27 protein-coding genes and 1 riboswitch are annotated in these 22,841 nt (G+C 34.3%); of the genes, 11 read left to right on the forward strand and 16 right to left on the reverse strand.

The features are described 5' to 3' along the window. Nucleotides 1-108 precede the first annotated feature (108 nt). From ABC346_RS00120 to acpS, 13 genes are all read right to left on the reverse strand, one after another. The gene (locus tag ABC346_RS00120; RefSeq protein WP_413232954.1) at nucleotides 109-705 is read right to left on the reverse strand and encodes a SpoIIE family protein phosphatase; all 597 of its coding nucleotides are present in this window, start codon (nucleotides 703-705) and stop codon (nucleotides 109-111) included. Then, nucleotides 702-1,493: an RNA polymerase sigma factor SigB gene (gene sigB, locus ABC346_RS00125; RefSeq protein WP_413232955.1), complete on the reverse strand. Its 792-nt coding sequence runs from the start codon at nucleotides 1,491-1,493 to the stop codon at nucleotides 702-704. The genes ABC346_RS00120 and sigB overlap by 4 nt, the downstream gene beginning before the upstream one ends. Continuing rightward, entirely contained in the window at nucleotides 1,465-1,941 is a 477-nt protein-coding gene (gene rsbW / locus ABC346_RS00130) for an anti-sigma B factor RsbW (RefSeq protein WP_413232956.1), read from the reverse strand. Before rsbW ends, sigB begins: the two co-directional genes overlap by 29 nt. Further along, entirely contained in the window at nucleotides 1,941-2,270 is a 330-nt protein-coding gene (locus tag ABC346_RS00135) for an STAS domain-containing protein (protein ID WP_413232957.1), read from the reverse strand. Before ABC346_RS00135 ends, rsbW begins: the two co-directional genes overlap by 1 nt. Before the next feature lie 85 nt (nucleotides 2,271-2,355). Further along, nucleotides 2,356-3,369: a PP2C family protein-serine/threonine phosphatase gene (locus ABC346_RS00140; protein ID WP_413232958.1), complete on the reverse strand. Its 1,014-nt coding sequence runs from the start codon at nucleotides 3,367-3,369 to the stop codon at nucleotides 2,356-2,358. Nucleotides 3,370-3,437: 68 nt separating this feature from the next. Beyond that, nucleotides 3,438-3,839: an anti-sigma regulatory factor gene (locus tag ABC346_RS00145; protein ID WP_379605271.1), complete on the reverse strand. Its 402-nt coding sequence runs from the start codon at nucleotides 3,837-3,839 to the stop codon at nucleotides 3,438-3,440. Nucleotides 3,840-3,841: 2 nt separating this feature from the next. Next, on the reverse strand, nucleotides 3,842-4,198 hold the full coding sequence (locus tag ABC346_RS00150; RefSeq protein WP_413232959.1) for an STAS domain-containing protein: 357 nt from the start codon (nucleotides 4,196-4,198) through the stop codon (nucleotides 3,842-3,844). Between the two features lie 4 nt (nucleotides 4,199-4,202). Next, a complete protein-coding gene (locus ABC346_RS00155) occupies nucleotides 4,203-5,072 on the reverse strand; it encodes an RsbT co-antagonist protein RsbRA (protein ID WP_413232960.1) in 870 nt (289 codons plus the stop codon). 235 nt (nucleotides 5,073-5,307) lie between these two features. Then, nucleotides 5,308-5,667: a type II toxin-antitoxin system PemK/MazF family toxin gene (locus ABC346_RS00160; protein ID WP_011065028.1), complete on the reverse strand. Its 360-nt coding sequence runs from the start codon at nucleotides 5,665-5,667 to the stop codon at nucleotides 5,308-5,310. Between the two features lie 4 nt (nucleotides 5,668-5,671). After that, entirely contained in the window at nucleotides 5,672-5,956 is a 285-nt protein-coding gene (locus ABC346_RS00165; RefSeq protein ID WP_011065027.1) for a CopG family ribbon-helix-helix protein, read from the reverse strand. Nucleotides 5,957-6,327: 371 nt separating this feature from the next. Further along, nucleotides 6,328-7,374, reverse strand: coding sequence for a LolA family protein (locus ABC346_RS00170; protein ID WP_413232961.1), 1,047 nt, complete (start codon nucleotides 7,372-7,374; stop codon nucleotides 6,328-6,330). Nucleotides 7,375-7,415: 41 nt separating this feature from the next. Next, nucleotides 7,416-8,945 (reverse strand): NAD(P)H-hydrate dehydratase, encoded by a 1,530-nt coding sequence (locus ABC346_RS00175; protein ID WP_413232962.1) that lies wholly within the window; start codon nucleotides 8,943-8,945, stop codon nucleotides 7,416-7,418. Nucleotides 8,946-9,005: 60 nt separating this feature from the next. Continuing rightward, nucleotides 9,006-9,365 carry a holo-ACP synthase gene (gene acpS, locus ABC346_RS00180; protein ID WP_413232963.1) on the reverse strand — a complete coding sequence of 120 codons (360 nt, stop codon included), beginning with the start codon at nucleotides 9,363-9,365 and terminating at the stop codon, nucleotides 9,006-9,008. Between the two features lie 152 nt (nucleotides 9,366-9,517). Here acpS and ABC346_RS00185 point away from each other — a divergent pair, with 152 nt between their 5' ends. Next, on the forward strand, nucleotides 9,518-10,294 hold the full coding sequence (locus ABC346_RS00185; RefSeq protein ID WP_413232964.1) for a rhomboid family intramembrane serine protease: 777 nt from the start codon (nucleotides 9,518-9,520) through the stop codon (nucleotides 10,292-10,294). Nucleotides 10,295-10,337: 43 nt separating this feature from the next. Here the strand turns inward: ABC346_RS00185 and ABC346_RS00190 are convergent, their stop codons facing one another. Next, on the reverse strand, nucleotides 10,338-11,582 hold the full coding sequence (locus ABC346_RS00190; protein ID WP_413232965.1) for a hypothetical protein: 1,245 nt from the start codon (nucleotides 11,580-11,582) through the stop codon (nucleotides 10,338-10,340). Between the two features lie 64 nt (nucleotides 11,583-11,646). On the opposite strand from ABC346_RS00190, the gene ABC346_RS00195 reads away from it, so the two are divergent. From ABC346_RS00195 to ABC346_RS00240, 10 genes are all read left to right on the forward strand, one after another. Continuing rightward, nucleotides 11,647-12,075, forward strand: coding sequence for a prepilin-type N-terminal cleavage/methylation domain-containing protein (locus ABC346_RS00195; RefSeq protein WP_413232966.1), 429 nt, complete (start codon nucleotides 11,647-11,649; stop codon nucleotides 12,073-12,075). Further along, entirely contained in the window at nucleotides 12,068-12,532 is a 465-nt protein-coding gene (locus ABC346_RS00200; protein WP_413232967.1) for a hypothetical protein, read from the forward strand. Before ABC346_RS00195 ends, ABC346_RS00200 begins: the two co-directional genes overlap by 8 nt. Nucleotides 12,533-12,548: 16 nt before the next feature. Continuing rightward, nucleotides 12,549-14,168, forward strand: a complete 1,620-nt coding sequence (locus tag ABC346_RS00205) for a GspE/PulE family protein (RefSeq protein WP_413232968.1) — start codon at nucleotides 12,549-12,551, stop codon at nucleotides 14,166-14,168. Nucleotides 14,169-14,180: 12 nt separating this feature from the next. Then, nucleotides 14,181-15,245 (forward strand): type IV pilus twitching motility protein PilT, encoded by a 1,065-nt coding sequence (locus ABC346_RS00210; RefSeq protein WP_413232969.1) that lies wholly within the window; start codon nucleotides 14,181-14,183, stop codon nucleotides 15,243-15,245. Beyond that, nucleotides 15,227-16,423, forward strand: a complete 1,197-nt coding sequence (locus tag ABC346_RS00215) for a type II secretion system F family protein (RefSeq protein ID WP_413232970.1) — start codon at nucleotides 15,227-15,229, stop codon at nucleotides 16,421-16,423. Before ABC346_RS00210 ends, ABC346_RS00215 begins: the two co-directional genes overlap by 19 nt. Before the next feature lie 83 nt (nucleotides 16,424-16,506). Beyond that, a riboswitch (cyclic di-GMP riboswitch) is annotated at nucleotides 16,507-16,590 on the forward strand. Between the two features lie 32 nt (nucleotides 16,591-16,622). After that, nucleotides 16,623-16,973, forward strand: a complete 351-nt coding sequence (locus ABC346_RS00220; protein WP_413232971.1) for a prepilin-type N-terminal cleavage/methylation domain-containing protein — start codon at nucleotides 16,623-16,625, stop codon at nucleotides 16,971-16,973. A 357-nt stretch (nucleotides 16,974-17,330) separates the two neighbouring features. Next, nucleotides 17,331-18,086: a prepilin peptidase gene (locus ABC346_RS00225; protein ID WP_413232972.1), complete on the forward strand. Its 756-nt coding sequence runs from the start codon at nucleotides 17,331-17,333 to the stop codon at nucleotides 18,084-18,086. 13 nt (nucleotides 18,087-18,099) lie between these two features. Next, nucleotides 18,100-19,005, forward strand: a complete 906-nt coding sequence (gene pilM, locus ABC346_RS00230; RefSeq protein WP_413232973.1) for a type IV pilus biogenesis protein PilM — start codon at nucleotides 18,100-18,102, stop codon at nucleotides 19,003-19,005. A 17-nt stretch (nucleotides 19,006-19,022) separates the two neighbouring features. After that, nucleotides 19,023-19,565 (forward strand): hypothetical protein, encoded by a 543-nt coding sequence (locus ABC346_RS00235; protein ID WP_413232974.1) that lies wholly within the window; start codon nucleotides 19,023-19,025, stop codon nucleotides 19,563-19,565. Next, entirely contained in the window at nucleotides 19,558-20,118 is a 561-nt protein-coding gene (locus ABC346_RS00240) for a hypothetical protein (RefSeq protein WP_413232975.1), read from the forward strand. Before ABC346_RS00235 ends, ABC346_RS00240 begins: the two co-directional genes overlap by 8 nt. A gap of 177 nt (nucleotides 20,119-20,295) precedes the next feature. On the opposite strand, the gene ABC346_RS00245 is transcribed toward ABC346_RS00240, so the two are convergent. Together ABC346_RS00245 and ABC346_RS00250 are read right to left on the reverse strand one after the other, a co-directional pair. Continuing rightward, a complete protein-coding gene (locus ABC346_RS00245; protein ID WP_413232976.1) occupies nucleotides 20,296-21,372 on the reverse strand; it encodes a DUF871 domain-containing protein in 1,077 nt (358 codons plus the stop codon). 94 nt (nucleotides 21,373-21,466) lie between these two features. Then, nucleotides 21,467-22,834 carry a PTS transporter subunit EIIC gene (locus tag ABC346_RS00250; protein WP_413232977.1) on the reverse strand — a complete coding sequence of 456 codons (1,368 nt, stop codon included), beginning with the start codon at nucleotides 22,832-22,834 and terminating at the stop codon, nucleotides 21,467-21,469. Nucleotides 22,835-22,841: the final 7 nt, after the last annotated feature.

Genomic DNA, 22,841 nt, shown 5'->3' on the forward strand with positions numbered 1-22,841 from the left:
AAAAACTTCACTCGAATCCTAATTTTGATAGGGATTTGCTTGATTATCTACACAAAAATAGCTGATTTCATAAAAGACTAACATACTGTTAGTTGTTATGAAATCAGCTTATTTCTTAAAACGCATTGCAATTAAGGTAGTATCATCGTGTCTTATCTTATCCGTAGTTTGGCGATAAGTATCAATTATCGTATCCACATTAGAATCAACAAAAAAATGTTGAGATAACTCTTTATCTTGAACACCATCAGAAAACATGATTAAATTTGTGTTTTTCCTAAGTTCATATGTCATTACTTTACATTTTCTATTAAAACTACCTAGATAACCAGCATTAGGGATATTACGCTTTTTCTTTTTCCCTTCTTCCAATACCATGATCCCAATATTTCCGATTGAAGAGAATGCTGCGATATTATTATCAAAGTTAATCTTTAGAATTCCGAGAACGACGCCTCTCTTTCCAGATAACTCCCCATTACAAACACGCACAATCTCTTCAACTGGTGCTTGAACTTGGCTTTTAATAATATCAATTACTACCTGAGATGACTCCTTGGCAATCTCACCGCTTCCAAGTCCATCTGCTATTACACATAGAAATTCATTTTCTAACTCTATATAAAAATAGCTATCTCCACATTCATAATTCCCTTTTTTGGGTACTTGAAATACAGAGACATCTACATGTTCTCCAGAAATCAATCTAAAACCTCCGTACTCTCTGACTGAATCGCTTCTCTAAGCTTTCTTAAAGAACGACGCTGTAGTCTAGAGACGTGCATTTGAGATATACCAAGAAGTTCTCCTGTTTCTTTTTGACTCATATTCTTGAAATACGTACATTCTAAAATTTGTTGTTCTCTTTCTGATAAAATCGGTAATATTTTTTCTAACATCATACGTTGGTCTACATTATCGTAGCCATCTTCACTATTACCTACTAGATCTAGAATGGCGACTGTACTTCCATCAGAATCAGACTCGATTTTCCGATCAACAGATAGAGCTTTATAGCTCTGACCCATTTCCATTGTTTCTAAAATTTCTTCTTCTGATGTTCCTATATAATCTGCTATTTCAGCCACTGAAGGTGATTTTTGATTATCTGTAGTTAATTCGTCTACAGCTTTTCTTATTTTTGGTCCTAGTTCTTTAATTCTTCGTGGTACATGTACGCTCCATGTTTTATCACGTATGAATCGTTTAATTTCACCTATAATTGTTGGTATTGCAAAGGATTCAAATGACTTACCATATGTTGGATCATATCTCCTGACCGCGGCTAGTAATCCAATCATTCCGACTTGTACTAAATCCTCATGAATCGCACTATTTTTGGAATACTTTCTTGCGATCGACCCCACTAAATCTTTATACATCAAGACGATTTTTTCTTGTATTTCTTCATTAGTTGGATCTTTCTGTAGATACTCAATCCATTGGTAAACCTCATCTCCCCCTTTATTGTGTGGTTGAGATTTGGTCGTCATCTATGTCCACCTCTTCTTCTGTTATATATTTAGTCATCATAATCATTACGCCATATTGATTGTTGATTTTTACATCGTCCATTAGTGCTTCAATCAGGAATAAACCAAATCCACCTTCTCTTAACTTTTCTACGGGTTCTTCTGGGTGGTATGGACCTGTTTCCTTTTTAATTTTTTCTAGATCAAAGCTTTCTCCACGATCGGCAATCATAATTTCGATATGATCTTCATATATTCCAAAGCCGATTGTAATTTCTCCTGCTTCATTATCATTGTAAGCATGGTTTACCGCATTTGTAATTGCTTCAGATACCGCAACTTTTAGATCCTCAATAGATTCGTATGAAAAACCCATACGATTGGCAACTCCTGATAATGTAAGACGAACAACACCTACATACTCAGGTTTTGCTGGAACTTTCATTTCAATATAATCATAGTTACTCATTATTCATTGACACCTCGAATCGCTTTTAACTGAATGATTTCATCTAACCCTGTAATTTCAAATATGCGATAAACCCTATCTTGTACATTAATCAGCTCAAAATTACTTTCACTTTCTTTGGAAGCTTTAAGAGCACTTACAAACACTCCTAAACCAGTACTGTCCATATAATTGACCTCCTCTAAATCAACTTGTACATGATTAGAGGATTCTTTAATCAATGGTAATAGTGTTTCTTTTAATTTCGGAGCAGTATAAGCATCAATTTCACCTGCAACCTTTAATACAATTCGACCATCGTTTTCCTCTGTATTTACCGATAAATTCATTACGTACCTCCTCGTTCCTTAACATAATAGTTTAAACAAAATTTCTTATTAGGCCTTTAACTTATATACCCCATCAAATAAGAGATCAAACACTTTTTCTAATAGCAAATAATGTAAAATCATCTCGAAGTTGAAATCCTTGCAAACGCTCAAAATGTTTGTAAACACTATCAACCATCTCTTGTGCAGATAAATGTGCGTATTGTCGAATCACTTGTAAAACTTCTTCTGTTTCAATAAAACGGTCTCCATCACGACATTCGGTTACACCATCGGTTAGTAGAATTACCATATCATTATCATCCATCGTTAAATCGATTTCTTGATAAGTTGCGTCAGGCATTACACCTAACACTAACCCTTTCATCTTTATTTCTTCAAATGTATCTGTTTTTGCATGATAAAAATAACCGGGTTCATGACCAGCTGAAGAAAAACGAAGTATATTTTCCGATGGATGATAGTGTGCATAACACATCGTAATAAACATACTTGGGTCAATGTTTCTTTCTACTACTCGGTTAAGGTTTTTTAAAATAGTTTTTGGACGCATGGATTCCTCAGGATAACTATCAATTGCATACTTAATCATCGACATACAAAGCGCTGCTGGAATACCTTTACCAATAACATCCGCAATGGCAATTCCAAAGGTATCACCACTTCCTTTTGCAAAATGGTAGTAGTCGCCATTCATCTGATGTGCAGGAACACTAATAATTCCTAAATCCACACCATCAATTTCTGGTTTTTCGGTTCCTAGCAGTGTCTTTTGCATATTAGCTGCAATCGATATCTCCGAAGTTAATACATCTTTCTCTTGCCTGAGATTAGTTACTTCTTGTAGAGCTAAACCATAAAAAATCATCGCTTCCAATAAAAAGTTCATGGAGTTCTTATAATCATCCGTTAATTCGGGATTCAAGTTCTCCATTGCTTGTATATGAAGATTAATAATTTCTTCAGGTAATATATTCTTTTTTATAAAATCTTTACTTACTTTCTCAATTCCGTACAATGCTTCTTCATCTTGAGAATGAATATATTTTTCCAATAAATCTTGATATCTTTTTGTATTATTTTTTATCGTCTTTTCCATTTGATTATCCCCCGTAATTTATAAATAGAGGAAAATTATACTCGTTTTGAACCGTCATATGGATATCTTTATCTTACCCACTTCACAGCTTTTATTCTCGTACCTTTTCCTATTTCGGATTCAATATCAAAGTCATCCATTAGTCTTTTCACTCCTGGAAGCCCTGCTCCTAGTCCTCCGGAAGTAGTATAACCGTCTTGCATAGCACGACTAATATCGCTTATTCCAGGGCCATTATCTAACGCAATCATGCATAAACCTTGTTTCTTTTCGCCTTTAATAACTTCAAAACAAATCTTACCGTGTTCAGCGTATAAGTATATGTTACGAGCTAATTCTGATATTGCTGTTGCAACCCTCGCCTGGTCAACCGTTCCAAAACCCACTTGCTTTGCCATTTCACGACCAAGTTGTCTTGCTCCAACAATATCCCACTCTTTTTTTATATTCACGCAGGATTGTGGATCCATCATTATACCTCCAATTCCTGTTGAAGCTTAACTATCCCTTGTTCTAAATCTAATGCTGTAGGGACATTTTGCATATGGATACCTAAATCAATTAATGTCATTGCAACAGCAGGTTGAATCCCAGTAAGTACAACTTTCGCCCCCATTAAATCCGACATCGATACAACATCCCCAAGCACTTTTGCAATAAAAGAATCAATTATATCAACAGAAGTTAAGTCAATTACTACACCTGAAGCTCCTGTTTTATGAATTTTATCTAATAAGTCTTCTTGAAATTGAATTGCTGTTTGATCATCTATTTCTGTTTGAATAGAGATAAGTAAGTAGTTATGGAGTTTTAAAATTGGAATTCGCATATACTTATTCTCCTTTCAAGGAATTTATGATTCCTTCAATATCTGCCTCACGAGTTTTCAAATCTACAACTTCACGGCCTGTAAGTTCTAATGCTTTAGTAAAACCTTTTTTCAATGAACTCTGCGTCGGGAAATTACTTAGATCAATACCTAAATTGACAATCGTTTGGGCAATTTCAGGTCGTATACCTACTAAAATGCATGTAGAACCAATTAATCGAACAGCTTCTGCAGCTTGAATAATGTGATGCGCAACCATCGTATCCACTACTGGAACACCTGTAATATCTATTAATACAACTTCTGAATTATGTTTTATAGTACCTTCTAATAGGTTCTCCATAATTAACTTTGCTCTCTCTGTATCAATCGTACCAATTAAAGGCATTACTGTAATACCTTCCATAACCGGAATCAGTGGGGCAGATAATTCTTGTAAAGCAACACGTTGCAACGATAGAATATTCTCCCAGCTACCAGAGTATTCATTTACTAATTGGCGAATTAGAGGCTCCACCCACTCATCAACATTCGATAAAATCATTGAGAATTGGTTCGAATCTACTTGTTCGGATTGACTAAGCAGATAATCTATTGACACTCTTCGAAAAACCTGTAATCCATCTGTCAGATAGCTTAAAGGCCAACCTAGATTAATGATTTTTTCAGAAAAATCTTCTACTTCTTTTGAAGAACCTTGATTACGGATACTAGTAAATATCACATTAACAAATTCTCGATTTGTACTTTCATACAACTCGTCCGAAATAGTCGCTGTATAATTCCCCGTTTTTAATGAATTAATCTCCTCCAACCAATTTTCAACAATAGAATCGCTATTTTCTATAAGGAGCTCTCTAAGTCCTCGTTTCATGCTTTCTCTACCTCCACCCAGATAATTTAAATTAAAATTTAGACATATTGTTACACGTAATATCAAATTCTGCAATTAAAGTCTACAAATATGTGTGTATATGAACTATATTCGACTCTAATTATAACACAGATGCACTGTCTAATAACATTTATAACCTTGTTTAATAATTGTCCTCATTCACGAAGAGACAAAAGCAAACAAAAAACTCCTTACTCAAAGAAAGAGTAGGAGTTTATCCACCATATACATCTTTTAAGCCGAGGCTTATTTCCAGTGCCTGATTAATTTTAATCATCATTTCCTTATCTAATTTCGTAATTTTATCCGTTAAACGCTGCTTATCCAACGTCCTGATTTGTTCCAATAGAATTACGGAATTCCGATCAAATCCATATCGCTTTGCATCAATCTCCACATGGGTTGGTAATTTTGCCTTTTGAATTTGCGCTGTTATCGCAGCGACAATAACAGTAGGGCTGAAACGGTTACCGATGTCGTTTTGGAGAATTAGGACAGGCCTTACCCCACCTTGCTCCGATCCAACAACAGGGGATAAGTCAGCGAAATATACCTCGCCTCTTTGAACGATCAAATTGTTACACCCCGATCACAGAGCGCTCTAGGGTGTTTTCAGCCTCCTCTTCAGCTTGAAAGGCCTCGGAAGCAATCGTCAAATTAATACGTCCCATTTCTTCATAACCACGCTGCATTGTTTCGTGGAAGCGCTGAATGTGCTCTTCTTTTTTATGGTTTAAATAAATTTGCGTTGCTTCACAAATAAAATCGCTTAGATCGCTATTTTCATATTTCATTAACCCATCCACCTCACTTAGTAGGTTCTTTGGCATCTTCACCATGATTTCCTGTAGACTTTCTGACAAAACCATGCACCTCCAACAACTGTTAACGAACGATAATAAATTCTATTTTATCATAGCATTCCATCGGTCGATTTGCAAAGGGGTTCTGGCGATTTTATTAAAAAAACATATGAATTTGTCGTTTATTCCTGTGGAAATGGTGGTATATGATGTTAGTTATACTTCTTTAAATAGTTTCGCTTATCTTTTGGAACTCCTGTAAAATATATGCATTAATATTTAAATCATGCTAAAAAGAATTGCATCTTAAGTAAAAGAACTATACATACTGGTGATCTTTTGCTTACAATTTTAATGTTCTCTTATTGCTAAACTATCTTCTAAAAGACAAAGGAACAGGCCCAATCGTTGTGAGCCTGTCATCATCTGGTTTATTTTACGACCTGTCCTTGTACAGATTGTGCTACTTGAATCATTTCTTCCCTCGTAAGTTCATCGCTAGCGAGTGTATAGTCTACACCTCCGAATGTCCATTGAAGAGTATTCTCTTCCAAGGCACCAATCGTATTTCCAAGGTTAATAATTTCTCCATTTACTTCCTGTGGCTGAGACATTACATTTTCAGTTAATTTCTTTTCTTCCACTAAAGTAAAGTTTTTCTCGCCTTCAAACGTTAAAATGACACGAGCGCCGTCTTCCATTTCCACTTCTCTTTTATTTGTATTCTCTGCCCCTGCCGTAAATTGTGGATAGACAACCATTAAATCATCCGTTACACTTCCACTCGCTTCTATGTCTTCTGTGGCAGACGATTCTTCTCCTTCTTTGTTACCTGCCCCTTCCATATTTTTCTCCATTGAAAAATCATCTTCTGCGAAGGTCGGGTCTAACTCAAATTCAGAGAATGTTACATTCACTAGAGCATTTCCATCTTTATCTAAGACTTTAACCATTGCTGGGGTGAATGCATCTTTATCGAAATAAACCTCCTGAAATGGGAGATTATTATTGCTTTGATAATTTGTTTTTGTTTTAAAAACATAATGATTATCCGTTGATTCAAAAGTTGCCTCTGGATCATTAACTACATCTGTAACCAATGATTGGAACAGATATGGTTGGCTACTATTATCCGGCCACTCGGTCTGGAATTTAAAGCTTTTATCTAAAGCTGGAGTTAACACAAATACACCATCGTCATTCTTCAATATAATTTGGCTCTCCTGCTGATCCATTCCATTCTCTAATTTAACTCGATACTTATTATCTTTTTGGAACCATACATCAATTGCAAATGTTTGTTCCTCTGAACCTGTATTCATAGCCATTTCAGCAGTTGCCTTATAACCATCCAAATCTTCCGTTGTTTCTTGTAATTTTGCCACAACATCTTCTTGTGATTTCTCACCACATGCTGCCAACAATCCTACAAGAGCCACTAAAATAAATGCTACTTTAAAAGCATTGTGTTTTTTCATCAGCATATCTCCCTTGTCTCAATTAACAAAGGGAACTATTATCACTCACTAGAAGTTAATGTACGCAGGGCTTTAGGAATTCCTTCAATTACATCAGTTGCAGTTAGATCATAGACGGAATGCTCTGCTTTCACCAAATTATCTGCTGAAGCAGAATGTAGATAACAACCATTACAGATTGCTTCAAATATCGGTTGATCTTGCATTACCATAGCCAGAATAATTCCTGATAATACGTCACCACTACCACCTTTAGCAAGGCCAGGGTTCCCTCCAGACTCAACAACTTGTCTACCTGTAGGTGATGTAATGATTGTAAATTTTCCTTTTAATACTAAATATACTCCATACTTTATTGCGAAATCCTTACTAAAAGTAAATGGCTTTTGCAATATTTGCGATATGGATACATCTAGTAAAGATGCCATTTCTCCAGGATGCGGAGTGAGTATTGTAGGTTTTTGTCGTGACTTTAATCCACTTAATCGCTCTTTTAAATGATAGAGTCCATCAGCATCTACAAGTAATATCCCTTTCACATCAGTAATTGCATTCTGAATGAGTTGCTGTGTTACGTTCTCTCTTCCAATTCCCATCCCTATAGCTACTGCATCATATGCAGAATAATTGATTTCCGATGCATCGGATAAATAGCCATCTTCTTCTTGAATAGGTACATACATGGATTCATTACAACTAGAGGCCATTATGGATATTACTTCTTTGGAAGTGCCAGTTGTCGTTAAGCCCGCTCCAGATCGTATTGCTGCCTTCGTAGTCATCATGACAGATCCGGGCATTAAACGATTACCCCCTATTACTAACCCTCTGCCATGCGTTCCTTTATGGGAAGTCTCCTTTCGCTTAGGAAAAGAAGATTGAAAAGATATTCTGTTCCACCATTGCTTATCCGTATATCTATGAATCACTTCATTCGGAAAACCAATGGAGACCATCACCCATTCCCCATAATAGGAAGCTGTATCTTGTAAAAATAACGACTGTTTTAAGGCACCAATTAAGACCGTTGTATCAGCTTGTACAGCATAAAATTTTGAATGATATTCTTCTGCTGGAAGCCCCGATGGGATATCAATAGCAATCACTTGTTTATTCGATTTATTTACGAGTTGTGCAACGGATAACAAGGAATCTTTTAAATTTCCTTTCACTCCAATTCCTACCATTGCATCAACAACTACTGTTGACTCCTTTATAATATGCCGTACTTCGTCCACTGAGAAATCTAGATAAAATATTAATCCGTTGCATCGAAGAAACAAATTTTTATGATAATCTGCATCCCCTCTAATTTTTTCATCACCGACAACTTGGACCACTTGTACACTGAATCCTTCTACATGTAACGTCCGAGCTACTACAAACCCATCTCCTCCGTTATTCCCGCCACCAACAAGTACTGTAATGACATCATTTTTCGTTATTCTTTTTTTGATTTCCCTACTTACTTCTCTACCTGCATTTTCCATTAGTATCTTTCCGTCTACACCAATACTTCCCATTGTTTCCCTATCAATTCCGTACATTTCTTCTGCGGTGACAATATACATGTAGTTCCCTCCTACCGCACTAAAATATATGAGACAAACTATACAATTATGCATTTTCCATTATTCATGTGTTTCTAAAATAACATTTGCCACGGCATATGTTTTACTATGCGAAATAGATAAATGAATCACCTTGTCATTAAATCCATTCACCTTCATATGTGGTGCACCATGAGCATTATTGATAATTTCTATATCTTTGAAACCCAGCTCACCAATACCTGTTCCTATAGCTTTCGCAAATGCCTCCTTAGCAGCAAATCTTCCTGCTATATATTCCACTTTTCTATGATCTGATAAGCAATGGAACTTTCTTTGTTCGTTCTCGGTTAAAATACGATCTATAAAACGTTCATTTCTTCTTATTAGTGCTTCAACTCGATTTAGTTCAATAATATCAATTCCTACTCCACAAATCATCGTGCTCTCTCCTTATTTAAGAGGTTTATAATTGTTAAAAAGACCTTATATTGGTCATAATTGATATAATTCCGTATTATAATGATAGTATTTCTAATAAGGTATTAGAGTAACTAGTACCTTCTATTATACATGTATTGGGGGATTCCTCATTGTTTATACGTAATGAACGAAGTATTAAAGAATTTATGAGTCTATATCCTGTTGTCTCTGTATTAGTTATTATCAATATAACATTATGGGCAATGAACGATTTACTACAATTACAAATTGGTAGGTTTATCGAAATTTATGGAATAGGATTCAATGCAGCAATTGCAGATGGCCAATGGTGGCGAATAATTACACCGATTTTCCTTCACGGAGGATTAATGCACATGTTATTTAACTCATTTTCCCTTGTATTATTCGGCCCAGCATTAGAACAAATGCTAGGGAAATTTAAGTTTATTCTTGCATATCTCGGCACTGCAATTACTGCCAATATTGCTATATTCTTTCTACAGCCAATGAATTATGCTCATTTAGGAGCTTCTGGAGCGATATTTGGGTTATTTGGTATTTATGTATTTATGGTAATGTATCGCAAAGACTTAATAGATCAATCAAGTAGTCAAATGATAGCTGTCATTGTTGGTATTGGATTAGTAATGACTTTTATAAGACCTAATATCAGTATTCTTGGCCATCTTTTTGGATTTCTTAGCGGACTCATTTATGCACCATTATTATTAAAAAATGTTGCTAGCTATTCCCCTTGGATGAGACGTAGAACAAAATTTTCTTCAGATGATGACTCTGTTCAGTTTGATCCTAATCGTTGGCGAAAGAAAAAACGAATTCCAGCATTTATTCGAAAAAACCTTCTCTGGATCGTCATCGGATTTTTTGTTTTATTAGGGATACTAGGAAGAATGGGAATACTATAATAAACACGGCCATCGTGAGAGCCGTGTTTTTATTTGTCTCGAGTTATTTATTGACTATATAGATATGATGTCCTGCAGGTTGAAAACACGCATCCGTTTCAACTTGTTTTAAATTTTTATATATTGTTTGATCAAAAGTAGCATCACCATATACACACATTTGTCCTGCTCCCCATTCTGGGCCGGTATTCCCTTTTATATGTGCATCTCCCCCGACGACAATTTGGCTTATCTCTTGAAAGTGAAGATTACCTTCAAACGTAGCGTTACCGTCTATTGTTAAATTTGAACGACCATTAAATTGTACTTTCTCAAAAAAATGCGCATTTCCACCTACGTGTATGACTCCATTATTTTCGATTCGTACTTCTTTTTTTGCTTCTAAATTTCGATTAGTGATTACTTCTCCATTCGTTACTGTCAAAGGAGATTCAAACAATGCATTTTCTCCAATTTCAAGCTTTGCATTATTATGTAATATAGTACTTCCTTGTACTTTTAGATTTTTTCCCACTTTCATCGTCCCTGGAGTGAATGTTAATCCACCTTCCATTAGCGCGCTTTCTCCTACATTAACTGTAGATTTCTCATGTAGAGTAAAATCTTTATCTGCAAATAAATTATAATCAACAAATAACTTAATTTCATGGATGGAAAAATTATTAAGAAACCAAGCATTACCCTCATGAATAGTAGTAGGGTCACATGCATTCCAACTCCCCATTTGTGATTGTTTAAACGAAGTATTTCCATAGAAGTCACAAATGTACTTATCCCAAGATGGATGAGTATCTCCAGGTTCATAATCATCTGGATCTCCCTTATCTATATCATCCTCCGGTTCTACTTCAAAAGCTAATGAAAGTGATTCTTTTCCATCTAATAATGTATGTAAAATTAGCTGTTCATCCCCTTTACTAAATACAAGTTCAAGATTTAATTTCTCATCTATACGATATTCTTCAGTCGAGCATCCTTCAATCATTGTAACTTCATGATTATTTACAATGACTTTGTCGACATGTTCCAATCCCACATTCGAACATAAAGTAAATGTATCTTGAGTGGAAATACCATTTGTTTTTTGATTATAGTCTTCACGAAAAGCATTTATGATTACGTTGCCATTTTGTTGCATGGAATTAGTTGTAGTTACTTTGTCTTTTCCACCTATACCTTGATAAATTGCAGTAGAAAACAAGGCAATAATTGTACCCAATAAAGCCAATATAGCTAATAATTCTACTAAAGTGACTCCTTTTTCATTCAAAAAAATTCGAAAATTCATTTTAACAACACCCATCTAATGGTATAATAGGATAAAAGTTCTAGTTAATAAGGAGTATATTAAATTGTATTATAAAACTATTTTACTGAATAGGAAAGGATTTACTTTAATTGAAGTAATTGCTGCTATATCTATTCTTGCTATAACAATGAGTATACTACTCCCCATGTTCCCTCAATTATTGAACTGGGAGAACAAAACAAAGAATGAAATTGTAGCAAGTAATTTATTGCCACAAATAGTCGGAGATATAAAGCAAATTGATAGTGTTACAAATTTTTTTAATAAAGAATTTCAATTCTGTAATCATCCATCAAGAGAAGATGTCAGTTTTAAAGAGTATGAGGTTAATAACTTAACGTATAATGCAAAGCTTAATATCTGCAAAGAAGCGGAAGTAGACCTTTTTCGCACCCACATCACTGTCTTATCCAGTGATGGAAAGAAAATTACAGACTCTTATACATATCTACCTGGTGATAGTGATGAATAATTGGAAACAAGAAAAAGGAGCTGCATTAATATTAAGTTTGTTTATTATCACTTTGTTTTTATTATTTTTTCTTACACTTTCTACACAACTAATTAATACAAACAAACAAGTAAATCAGATGGATGTTCGTTTAGATGCACAGCTTATTGCAGAAATGGGAACAACATATGTACAACAACAAACGAAAGAAAAGCAATCAGAATTAGAACAAATTATAAACACGAATTACTCAGATTTAGAAATACTAGAACAAGAAATTGAGGACGTAATGAATACATGGTTTAACGATTCCTCAACCAAAAGAATAGATTCAACAAGGTACTTCTTTATTTCAAAAATGAACGCAACTAGTACAGAGAATTTAATTCGAATTGAATACTCCAGTACCGGATATAACGATACTACCAATGTAAAAGTAGATGAAGTCATGGAATTCACACTAAATAAACAAGAATGAAAGCGAGGGAGAGGAATTGATAACTAGAAAACGGTTAGGTGATTTACTTCAAGAAGCTGGTTTAGTTACATCCGTACAAATCAATACAGCACTTGAAAACAAAAAAACCAACCAAAAATTGGGAGACGTTTTACTTGAATTAGGTTTTATTACTGAGCAACAACTAATCGAAGTTCTTGAATTTCAACTTGGTATACCACATGTCTCTTTATTTCAATATCCAATTCAAGAACAAGTCCTTGGATACGTGACAAAAGAATCTGCCCAAGAAAATTTGGTTATACCTTTACAATTAAGCGAAGGTAACTTACTTTTAGCAATGGCAGATCCTATGGACTATTTTGTAATCGATGATATAGAAATAGCCACAGGGTTCACTGTATCACCAGTTATCGCAGCTAAAGATGATATCCGCTTTGCCATCAATAAATACTATTATAATAATGATGTTAGTCATATTGTAGATGAAGATTCTATTGAGTCACCGGTAATTGAACTACTTGATCAAATATTACATACTGGTGTGCAGTTAAAAGCGAGTGATATACATATTGATCCACAAGAATCTACCATACAAATTAGGTTCCGAATTGATGGGCATTTGCAAACAGAAAAAGTAATTTCAAAACAATTTCAATCCGCATTAGTAGCCAGAATAAAGATACTAGCAAATATGAATATTACCCAGACAAGGTTGCCTCAGGATGGAAGAATTACTTCTGTAGTGAGCAATAAACCAGTTGATCTTCGCATATCATCATTGCCAACTGTACACGGTGAGAAAATGGTTATTCGGATACTAGATTTAGCAAATTCATTATTAAAAATGAATGAATTGCATTTCTCTGAGCGAAATAAACAATCCTATGAGAAGTTGATAAAACAACCATCAGGACTAATATTACTTACCGGACCTACTGGGTCAGGTAAAACTTCTACACTCTACACTACGATACAACGACTGAATAGAGAAAATGTAAATGTAGTTACCATCGAGGATCCTGTTGAATATCAGCTGGAAGGTATTAATCAAGTACAAGTAAATAGTCAAGTTGGACTAACATTCTCTAGTGGTTTGCGGTCAATTTTACGTCAGGATCCAAATATCATTATGGTAGGAGAAATCCGAGACCAAGAAACTGCAGAAATTGCTGTACGTGCTTCATTAACTGGTCATCTAGTATTAAGCACCATTCACACGAATAATGCTATCGACACAATACCTAGACTTCTAGATATGGGGATTGAACCTTACTTAGTTGTATCTTCATTATCTGGAGTAATTGCACAGCGATTAGTAAGAAAAATATGCAGAGATTGCCTTACTCAACGCCATCCAACTGAGCTAGAACAAGAACTATTTAAAAAGCAGAACATCAAAATTGAAGAAGTTTCTTACGGTAAAGGGTGTAGTGTCTGTCATCAAACTGGTTATAGAGGAAGAATTGCAATTCATGAAGTAATGACGCTAAATGATACTATCCGCAGTATGATATTACAGTCAAAATCAATCTCTCAAATAAAAGATTATGTAAAAAAACAAGAAGTCCCTTTTCTGATAGAAGATGGCTTACGAAAAGTTTCTAATGGGTTAACCACGGTAGAAGAAATTATCCAAGTTTCCATTAATATCTAAGGAGATACTCTCATGAAAAAATTATTTGACCATTTATTACAATTAGCTGTTGAATTAAAGACTTCCGATATTCATTTAACTGTTGATAATCCACCAATATTCCGTGTTAATGGTATATTAATTCCACAAGAATTAAACCTTATTGAACCACAGCACACAAAAGAAATGATTTCTTTACTTCTATCACCGAAGCAATTAGATAAATTTGAAGAGAACAAAGAAATCGATTTTTCTTTTGAAAAAGATAACTTAGGCAGATTTCGAGTAAATGCCTTTTATCAAAGAGGAGCAGTATCTATTGTTATTCGCATCATCCCAAATCATATTCCAGAATTGAATGAATTACATTTACCAAATGTTGTAAAAGAATTTTCTATGTTTCATCAAGGATTAGTTCTCGTAACCGGGCCCACTGGCAGCGGTAAGAGCACAACACTCGCTTCTATTATCGATTATATGAATAAAACAATGCGAAAACATATAATCACGCTAGAAGACCCAATCGAATACATTCACTATAATAAACAATCTATCATTAACCAACGAGAGATTGGTGTAGATACAAATTCATTTGTAAATGGTTTAAGAGCAAGCCTTCGACAAGATCCTGATGTTATTTTAATAGGTGAAATGAGAGATCTCGAGACCATCAGTACGGCAATAACTGCTGCAGAGACTGGACATTTGGTTCTTGGTACTTTACATACGAATGACACTGTATCAACGATAGAAAGGTTAATTGATATTTTTCCAAGTACGCAGCAACAACAAATTCGTATCCAGTTATCATCGATATTACAAGCTATATTGACCCAGCAACTATTTATCACGAAAGATAAGAGAAGCAGACGTGTGGCAACCGAAGTACTAATAAATACACCAGCAGTAAAAAACTTAATCCGTAACGAAAAAATCTATCAAATTCCAAATATACTACAAACTTCTAAAGAACAAGGAATGCATACTTTTGAAATGGACCTTTTTCGTTTGGTTAAAGAAGACATTGTTAATCCGGAATCCATTGCTCCATATATCGATCAAGGGGGTAACCAACAAAAATGGATTTCCAATATGTAGGGCGAAGCATAACTGGTAATAGAACCAAAGGTAATATCGAAGCAGATTCAAAACAACAAGCTTTAAAGAAATTAGAGTCTAGAGGATTAATTGTCATTAATTTAGAAGAAACAAAACCTTGGAATAAAGACATTACTTATTTTCAAAGAGTAAAAAATAAAGACTTTATTATCTTTTTAAGGCAGTATTCTACATTAATTCATTCAGGAATTAATATTTCAGAAGCAACAAAAACAATGACTCACCAAACCGATAGTCAGCTACTAAAGAAAACGCTAGTTGATATAGATAAGAAATTAGATCAAGGAATCCCGCTATCTAAAGCGACAGAAATGCATCCTAAAGTCTTCCCTTCTCTGCTTGTTCATATGATTCACGCTGGTGAAGCGAGCGGACAATTAGACGAAATTCTTCATGAAATGGCGGACTACTATGAAAAGCAGTATCAAAACCAACAAAAAATTATTACTGCGCTTCTCTATCCAACTGTAGTGGGTGCAATTACTATCATTTTAGGTTTGTTTTTACTTATGTTTGTCGTTCCTCAATTTGTTAATATGTTTCAATCTATGGGGCAAGAACTTCCTTTGTACACGCAATTGATTATTCAGTCAAGTGAAATTGCAGGTAAGTATTGGTGGATCTTAATCCCCATAATAGTAGCTATCATGGTTGGATATTTTTATATAAAAAGATCTGATTCCTTACAAATATATCTCGACACTTTAAAAATGCGTATTCCTCTAACTGGTAAACTAGTACAACAAGGAGCATTAGTACGTTTGACAAAAACAATGAGTACGTTAGTAAATAGCGCTGTACCAATGATAGAAGCTGTAGATATCACTTCCAAAATTGTTCAAAATAGAGTAATGGAAGAAATATTAAATGATTCCAAAAATGCACTTACAAATGGAGATTCTTTAGCAAAGCCAATGAAAAATCATTGGGCATTCCCAAAATTAGTGATTCAAATGATTGAAATAGGAGAAAAAACAGGATCATTAGATCAAATGCTCCATCGAGCGGCTTTATTCTATGAACAAGAAGTCGACCAACTTTCAACAAGAATTAAAACCCTTATTGAACCTTTTATGATCGTATTTTTAACTGTTTTTGTAGGTGGAGTCATTGTCGCTATAGTACTACCAATGTTTAACATGTTCGAACAATTTTAATAAGAAAATTCTAAATTTCTACAATTATTTTTCATTAATAGTAGATTTTCCCTATTATATGTTTTATAATTTTTATTAATAGTTAAAAAGTAGGATGCGCGGAAGAATTATCTTTATGTGGGCACTTGGATAATTTGGAGCTAGTAGTGCAACCGGCCAACTAACGAAATAGAATTCTAATTTCATAGGAGGCATAAAAATGAAACAAAAACTAAGACAGCTATTAAAGAAAGAAAAAGGTTTCACACTCGTTGAACTACTCGCGGTTATTGTTATTTTAGCAATAATTGTAGCAATTGCGGTGCCAGTTGTAGGAAATGTTATTGACAACTCAAAAGAAGAAGCTCATGAAGCAAATATGGATTTATTAGAAAATGCAGCTAAACTAGCCGATATAGATGGAAATTTATCAAATAGTACAACGGTAGAACAATTAGCTGCTGCTGGATATTTACAAGAAGTACCAGAACACCCTAATAATGGCGATTATGCTAAGGGTACGTTTACAAAAGATGAAAACGGTAAGATTGTTTATAGTGGCAGAGAGTAACGTTACTTACAGAGAAAAAATAACTTAATAAAATTAAGAATTCAACTGAGAATCTCATAATTGCTAAGTTCCTCTTAAAAGTGAATTAATTGTAATAGTTATATAATAATGTTCGTATTATAACAACAACTTGGCTTTGATTGTAATGATAGACGGCGACTTCTGCAGGAATAGCATGAGCTTAAAATCCACTTGAAAAGTGTTCTTCTTTTCCATAAAAACCGATGCCTGCGGAAAGCGTCCGTCTGTGATGAAAAATAAAACAGCGAACATTCGGATTTATTCCCCATACCCCAATGGGCATTCATATCTCCACTGAATTTCTTTTATTATCATTTACAGTAAGGAGCCTCGCTTATGTTTGATATTTATCCTCTACTATTCTTTATCCTCGGAACTATTTTTGGTTCATTTTTTATGGTCGTTGGTTTACGGCTCCCCAAACAACTTCCCTTCGCTAATACTCGGTCATGTTGTGATCATTGTTACTATCAACTTGGTTGGTACGATAATATTCCTATTGTTTCTTATATTTGGCTTCGGGGAAAATGCAGTAATTGTCATGAAAGGATTCATCCACTCCATTTTGTAACAGAAATCATAACCGGAATTTTATTTACAGTAAGCTATTATCACATCGGCTTACAGTGGGAGCTAATTATTTCCTTATTACTTATATCTTTATTAATTATTATTTGTATTACAGACTTTTTGTACATGGTAATCCCAAACAAACTGTTGCTTTTCTTTTTACCCATCTTCATTACTTTACGAATTTTGCTACCTTTAGACCCATGGTGGTCTATGTTTGCAGGTGCTGCAATAGGCTTTGGAATTATATTTCTAATCATTTTATTAAGTAAAGGAGGTATGGGAGCAGGAGATATGAAATTACTTGGCTTGGCAGGTATTGTCTTAGGTTATAAAAATATCATTCTAGCATTTTTCTTAGCGTGCATAATCGGTTCTGTCATCAGCATATTTTTATTATCTATCCAATTAATTCAACGAAACAAACCATTTCCATTTGGCCCGTTTATCGCGATTGGTATTGTCATATCATATTTCTATGGAGATTCATTATTTAATTGGTATCTTCAATATTTTATCTAAGTAGGTGATGCGATTGAAACTTTGGAATAGTGGTCGAGTGCACATAGTAATTACTAACGAGCGAATACGTTACAGTTTTCATAAAGCACCATCTCTTGAAAGTTTGGTAGTGAACGGGGAAATACAGCTCCCTTCTGACACGATAAAAGATGGGATAATAGAACAGCCAGATATTTTCGGAGAGATTATGAAAGAGTTGGTCGAGAAATATAAATGGAAACGAAAACAGCTTTTCTTTGCTTTGCCAGATGACACAACTGTCATAAGACAAATGGAAGTACCTATTTCTCTTAGCTCAGAAGAAATTTTACCTTATATACATACACAAATTGGTAACACGTTATTTCTTCCTTTTTCAAATCCTGTACTAGCAATTAACAGTTTAGAAGAAAAAACGGAGACGAATCAACAAGTATTGCTGTTTGCTTATCCGAAAGAGAAAATAGATCAATTTATACATGCATTTGAACGTGCAAAACTAAAGCCAAGAGCAGCAGATTTTACTTCTTTATCAATATATAGATACTATTATCAATTAATTGAACCAAAAAAGCAGCATGTTTTACTCATCCATTGGACGAACGATTCCCTATTTCTAACTGTCTTTCAAAAACATAAAGCTATCTTCTCTCGATATATAAAAGTAAAACAATCAGGCGATGAATATAATTCGGATCATCAAACATTCATGAATGACTATATTACAGAAATTAGCAGAATTATAGATTTCTATCAATATTCGATTTCAAAAGGAAAGCATAAAATCGAACTATTGTTATTGACCGGAGACATACCATACCTACCTCAAGTTAAAGATAAATTGCAACAAAATATTGACTTAGCTATTTATTCATTTGATGATCAAGAAATACCCAACTCATCCATTGATGTTTTTGGGTTAGCTTTAAAAACAGTCTAGTAAGGTGGGGAAATCAAGTGAATACAGAGATAAATTTAATTGAAAAAAAAACTAATAAATATCGAATAATTTATATTTTTATATTTATTATATCGAGTTTACTTCTTGTAATGATTGGGATACTTCTTTTTCAACACCATCAAGCAAAACAGCAACTTGATACCACTCTGGAACAATTAGTTATAACAGAGAATAGCATATCAGAAACTAATCAACTATTTTCTAATAAACAATATATGAATGAAGTTCAATCAAGTCTAAATAACATACAAGATAATATGGTCCATTATGTGAATTTGTACCATGCCGTATCGGATTTACTTCCTAATAATGAACAATTGGTAGAAATTGAATTAGGTAAAGACCTACCTATAACAATCTCTACCGTTAATTCGAATATGGACGAAACAATTACACTCTTATCCAAAATGGATGAACAACCATATATCTTGGATACTGACCTTATTAATATAAACAAAACGGATAATCAATACACAAATACTATCCTTATAGATTTAGATCAAGAGAAAATTAAAAAGGAGTTTCCATACAATGAGTAATACATGGACAAAAAAACATACATGGCTACTTCTTGGTTTGATTATTGTTATCTCATTGGCATATATTTCTTTATATTATCATTATATTCAGCCTACAAAACTGCAAGTCGAGGCTAAAACGGTAGAATTAGAATCGTTTAAAAATCGTTTTGCCTCGATTGATTCACAAAAAGTTGAGGAAGAATCTCAAGAAGCAGATACACTCACTTCCCGTGTTCCTGCTGGCAAATCAGCAAACATCATGTTGCAATTAATAAAAGAAAATGCTGATGCATCTAATGTGGAATTAACTTATATTACAACAGAACAGCAAAATGACCTACAGATACAGTCAAATGAACAAAAAATAGATACTAAAAATATCCGAGAAAATAGCTATCGTATTGAAGTAACCTCAAAAGACCTTCATTCAATAGATGTTTTTATGAACCGTATTACAAAGAGTCCTCGATTATTTCGATTTGAAAACATATATATTGAAAAGGTTGACCAAGGCTTTATACTTTCGTTATTGGTGACCATTTTTTATACAGAGAAGTCCATTTCATCATAATTATAATGAAAGGCGACTGCTCTGGCAGAAACAGCAAGTGCTGAAAATAAACTCGGAAAAGGGGTTTCCTTTTCCGTGAAAGGACAAAGCCAATTGCCGTGAAAACCGCTTCTAAACTCCATTCATTAATACAAAATAAAAAACAAGCCAAAAATAGCTTGTTATTTTATTTATTTCTCAATTCGTCGAAAAAAGAAATTTAAATTTCGCTCCAGCTTTCATATAATCTAGTATGGATATGTCTTCTGCTACGATTTTCCCAATCACATTTACTCTATTATCTTTAGGTAAATCAACCTTCGTAATTTGTAGTTCTCCTTGATATCTACCATAATTACAATTATCAATGGTAACCGAACCCTTACTTCTTGCTTCTATTCCTAGTGGTTTAATCATAGTATTTCCTTTACTCGCATAACCTCTCGATTCTACAGAGCGAATCACATCACGCGCTGCATCCATTCGATTGTTATGATTAATATTTAGAAGTTGTAATATTTCTTCATCCTTTGTTAATACATCTATTCTTAATAAAAATGCTTTTTCATTTATATAATGTTGAATTTGATCTATAGATGTTTCACTAATTCCTGTGTCTCCCACATATACATGGTCTACCCATTCATTATGATCGAATTCAACAAATGCTAAAAATGTTGATGTTTTTCTGTGTTTTTCAAGTGTTGGTAACCTTTCATATAATGGTGCTCGTAATGTTTCTTCACCTGGTATAAAGGTCATAACTTTTAGACCAATTGATTTTAACCATTGGCTTTTTTGATTAAAATCTTCTACACCCAATCCTGTTTCTGGACGTGGATAATAATTATGCCATGCTTCCATATTCGATAGATCTCCGTCATGATGGATAATTCGATTAATACTTTCCTCTGTAATCGTACTTGCATTTAGTGCAACTTTCATCTGTTTAGAAAGATCAGCAATTGTTTTATCATCAATACCATAATCTACTCGTAAACCAGTAACTCCCCAATCAATGAGTTCATTAGCATTTTCCCATGAATAGCCAAGGTAGCCTAACGATTTTGGGGATACATCTGCTACTAGATCCATATGATAAGTCTTAGCAATTCCCCCTAATTTCCGAAGACGTTCCACGTAAATATTTGGATTATCTTCTGGAATATGTAATGAAGTAAATATCCCTTTAAATCCACTTGCATTCATTTGATGAATATATCTTTCCCATTGTTGGTAATTCGGATCATTTAAAAATACAGATATTCCTTTCATATCATGTCCTCCATCTCTTTTCCTTTATTCGATCTGCCAACTAAGAAGACTCCCTAAATTCTCATTACCAGGAGTCTTCTTATACAGGAGTATTTTATTTTAGATTATCTGCCATCGATTCTTTAAATCCGAAGAAATATGTTACTAAAAATCCTGCTGTATATGTGATTAATAACCCTAGAAAATAGAATAAAAATTTATTATCAACAATTAACGGTATTAATGGTAAACCAGAAACACCGATACTAGATGAAGCTGTCTTCATCGTTGCTTGGAATGCTCCACCCACTGCTGCTCCAATACATGCAGTAATAAATGGTCGTCCTAAAGGTAAGGTAACTCCATAGATTAGTGGTTCGCCTATGCCTAGGAAACCAGTTGGCAGTCCACCTTTAATCACATTTTTCAAACGTTGATTTTTTGTTTTAACATAAATTGCAATTGCTGCACCAACTTGACTAGCACCTGCCATTGCTAGAATAGGTAATAATGCTGTTGCATCATATGCATTAATTAATTCCATATGGATAGGGGTTAATCCATGATGCAAACCAAACATAACTAATGGTAAGAAGAATCCTGCTAATACCGCACCAGCAAATGCTCCTCCAACATCTAACACCCAATTTATTCCCACGGTAATCCCTTCTGTAAGGACACCAGCAATTGGTTGGACTACTACTAACGTCAACATTCCAACCGTAAGAATGGTAAGTGTTGGTGTGAAAATAATATCCACAACACTTGGGATAATTTTTCGGAATTGCTTTTCAAAGAAAACCATTAGCCAAGCGGCAAACATAGCACCAATTAACCCTCCATAGCCAGGGGTGAGATTGCTTCCAAAGATAGAAATATCAGCCAGTGCAGGATTCATTGTGATAATACCTGCTATTGCTCCAAGTACTGGCGTTCCACCAAATTCTTTGGCTGTATTCCACCCTACAACAATTGCTAAATAGCCAAATATACTGCCACCTAAAACAGTTAACAATTGCATCCATGTTAATGTAGGATCAACACCAGTGTTTTTTAAAAATCCTGCAGCACCATTTATGATCCCGGAACCAACTATACCTGGGATTAATGGAATAAAAATACTCCCAATCTTACGAAGAAGATTTTTCATTGGAGTATTATTTTTTTGCTTTATTCCTTCTTTTGTTTCTTTAGCAACATCGTCACCGAATAATTCAGATGTATCACCGATTTTAATACCAGTGATATCCGTTATGTAAGCAGCTACTTTATTCACAGTACCTGGTCCAACCACTATCTGTAACACATCATCCTCAATGACACCCATTACCCCTTCTATTTCTCTCAGAGCAAACTTATCAACTTTCTCATCATTTTTTATATCTATACGTACTCTTGTCATGCAATGTGTGAAAGAACGAATATTATCTTTTCCACCGATATGTTCTAATATCTCCCTGGCTATCCTTTCTTCCTTCTTCATTGTCTCT

The sequence above is a fragment of the Oceanobacillus phoenicis genome, from assembly GCF_047238145.1.
GTDB lineage: Bacteria > Bacillota > Bacilli > Bacillales > Amphibacillaceae > Oceanobacillus.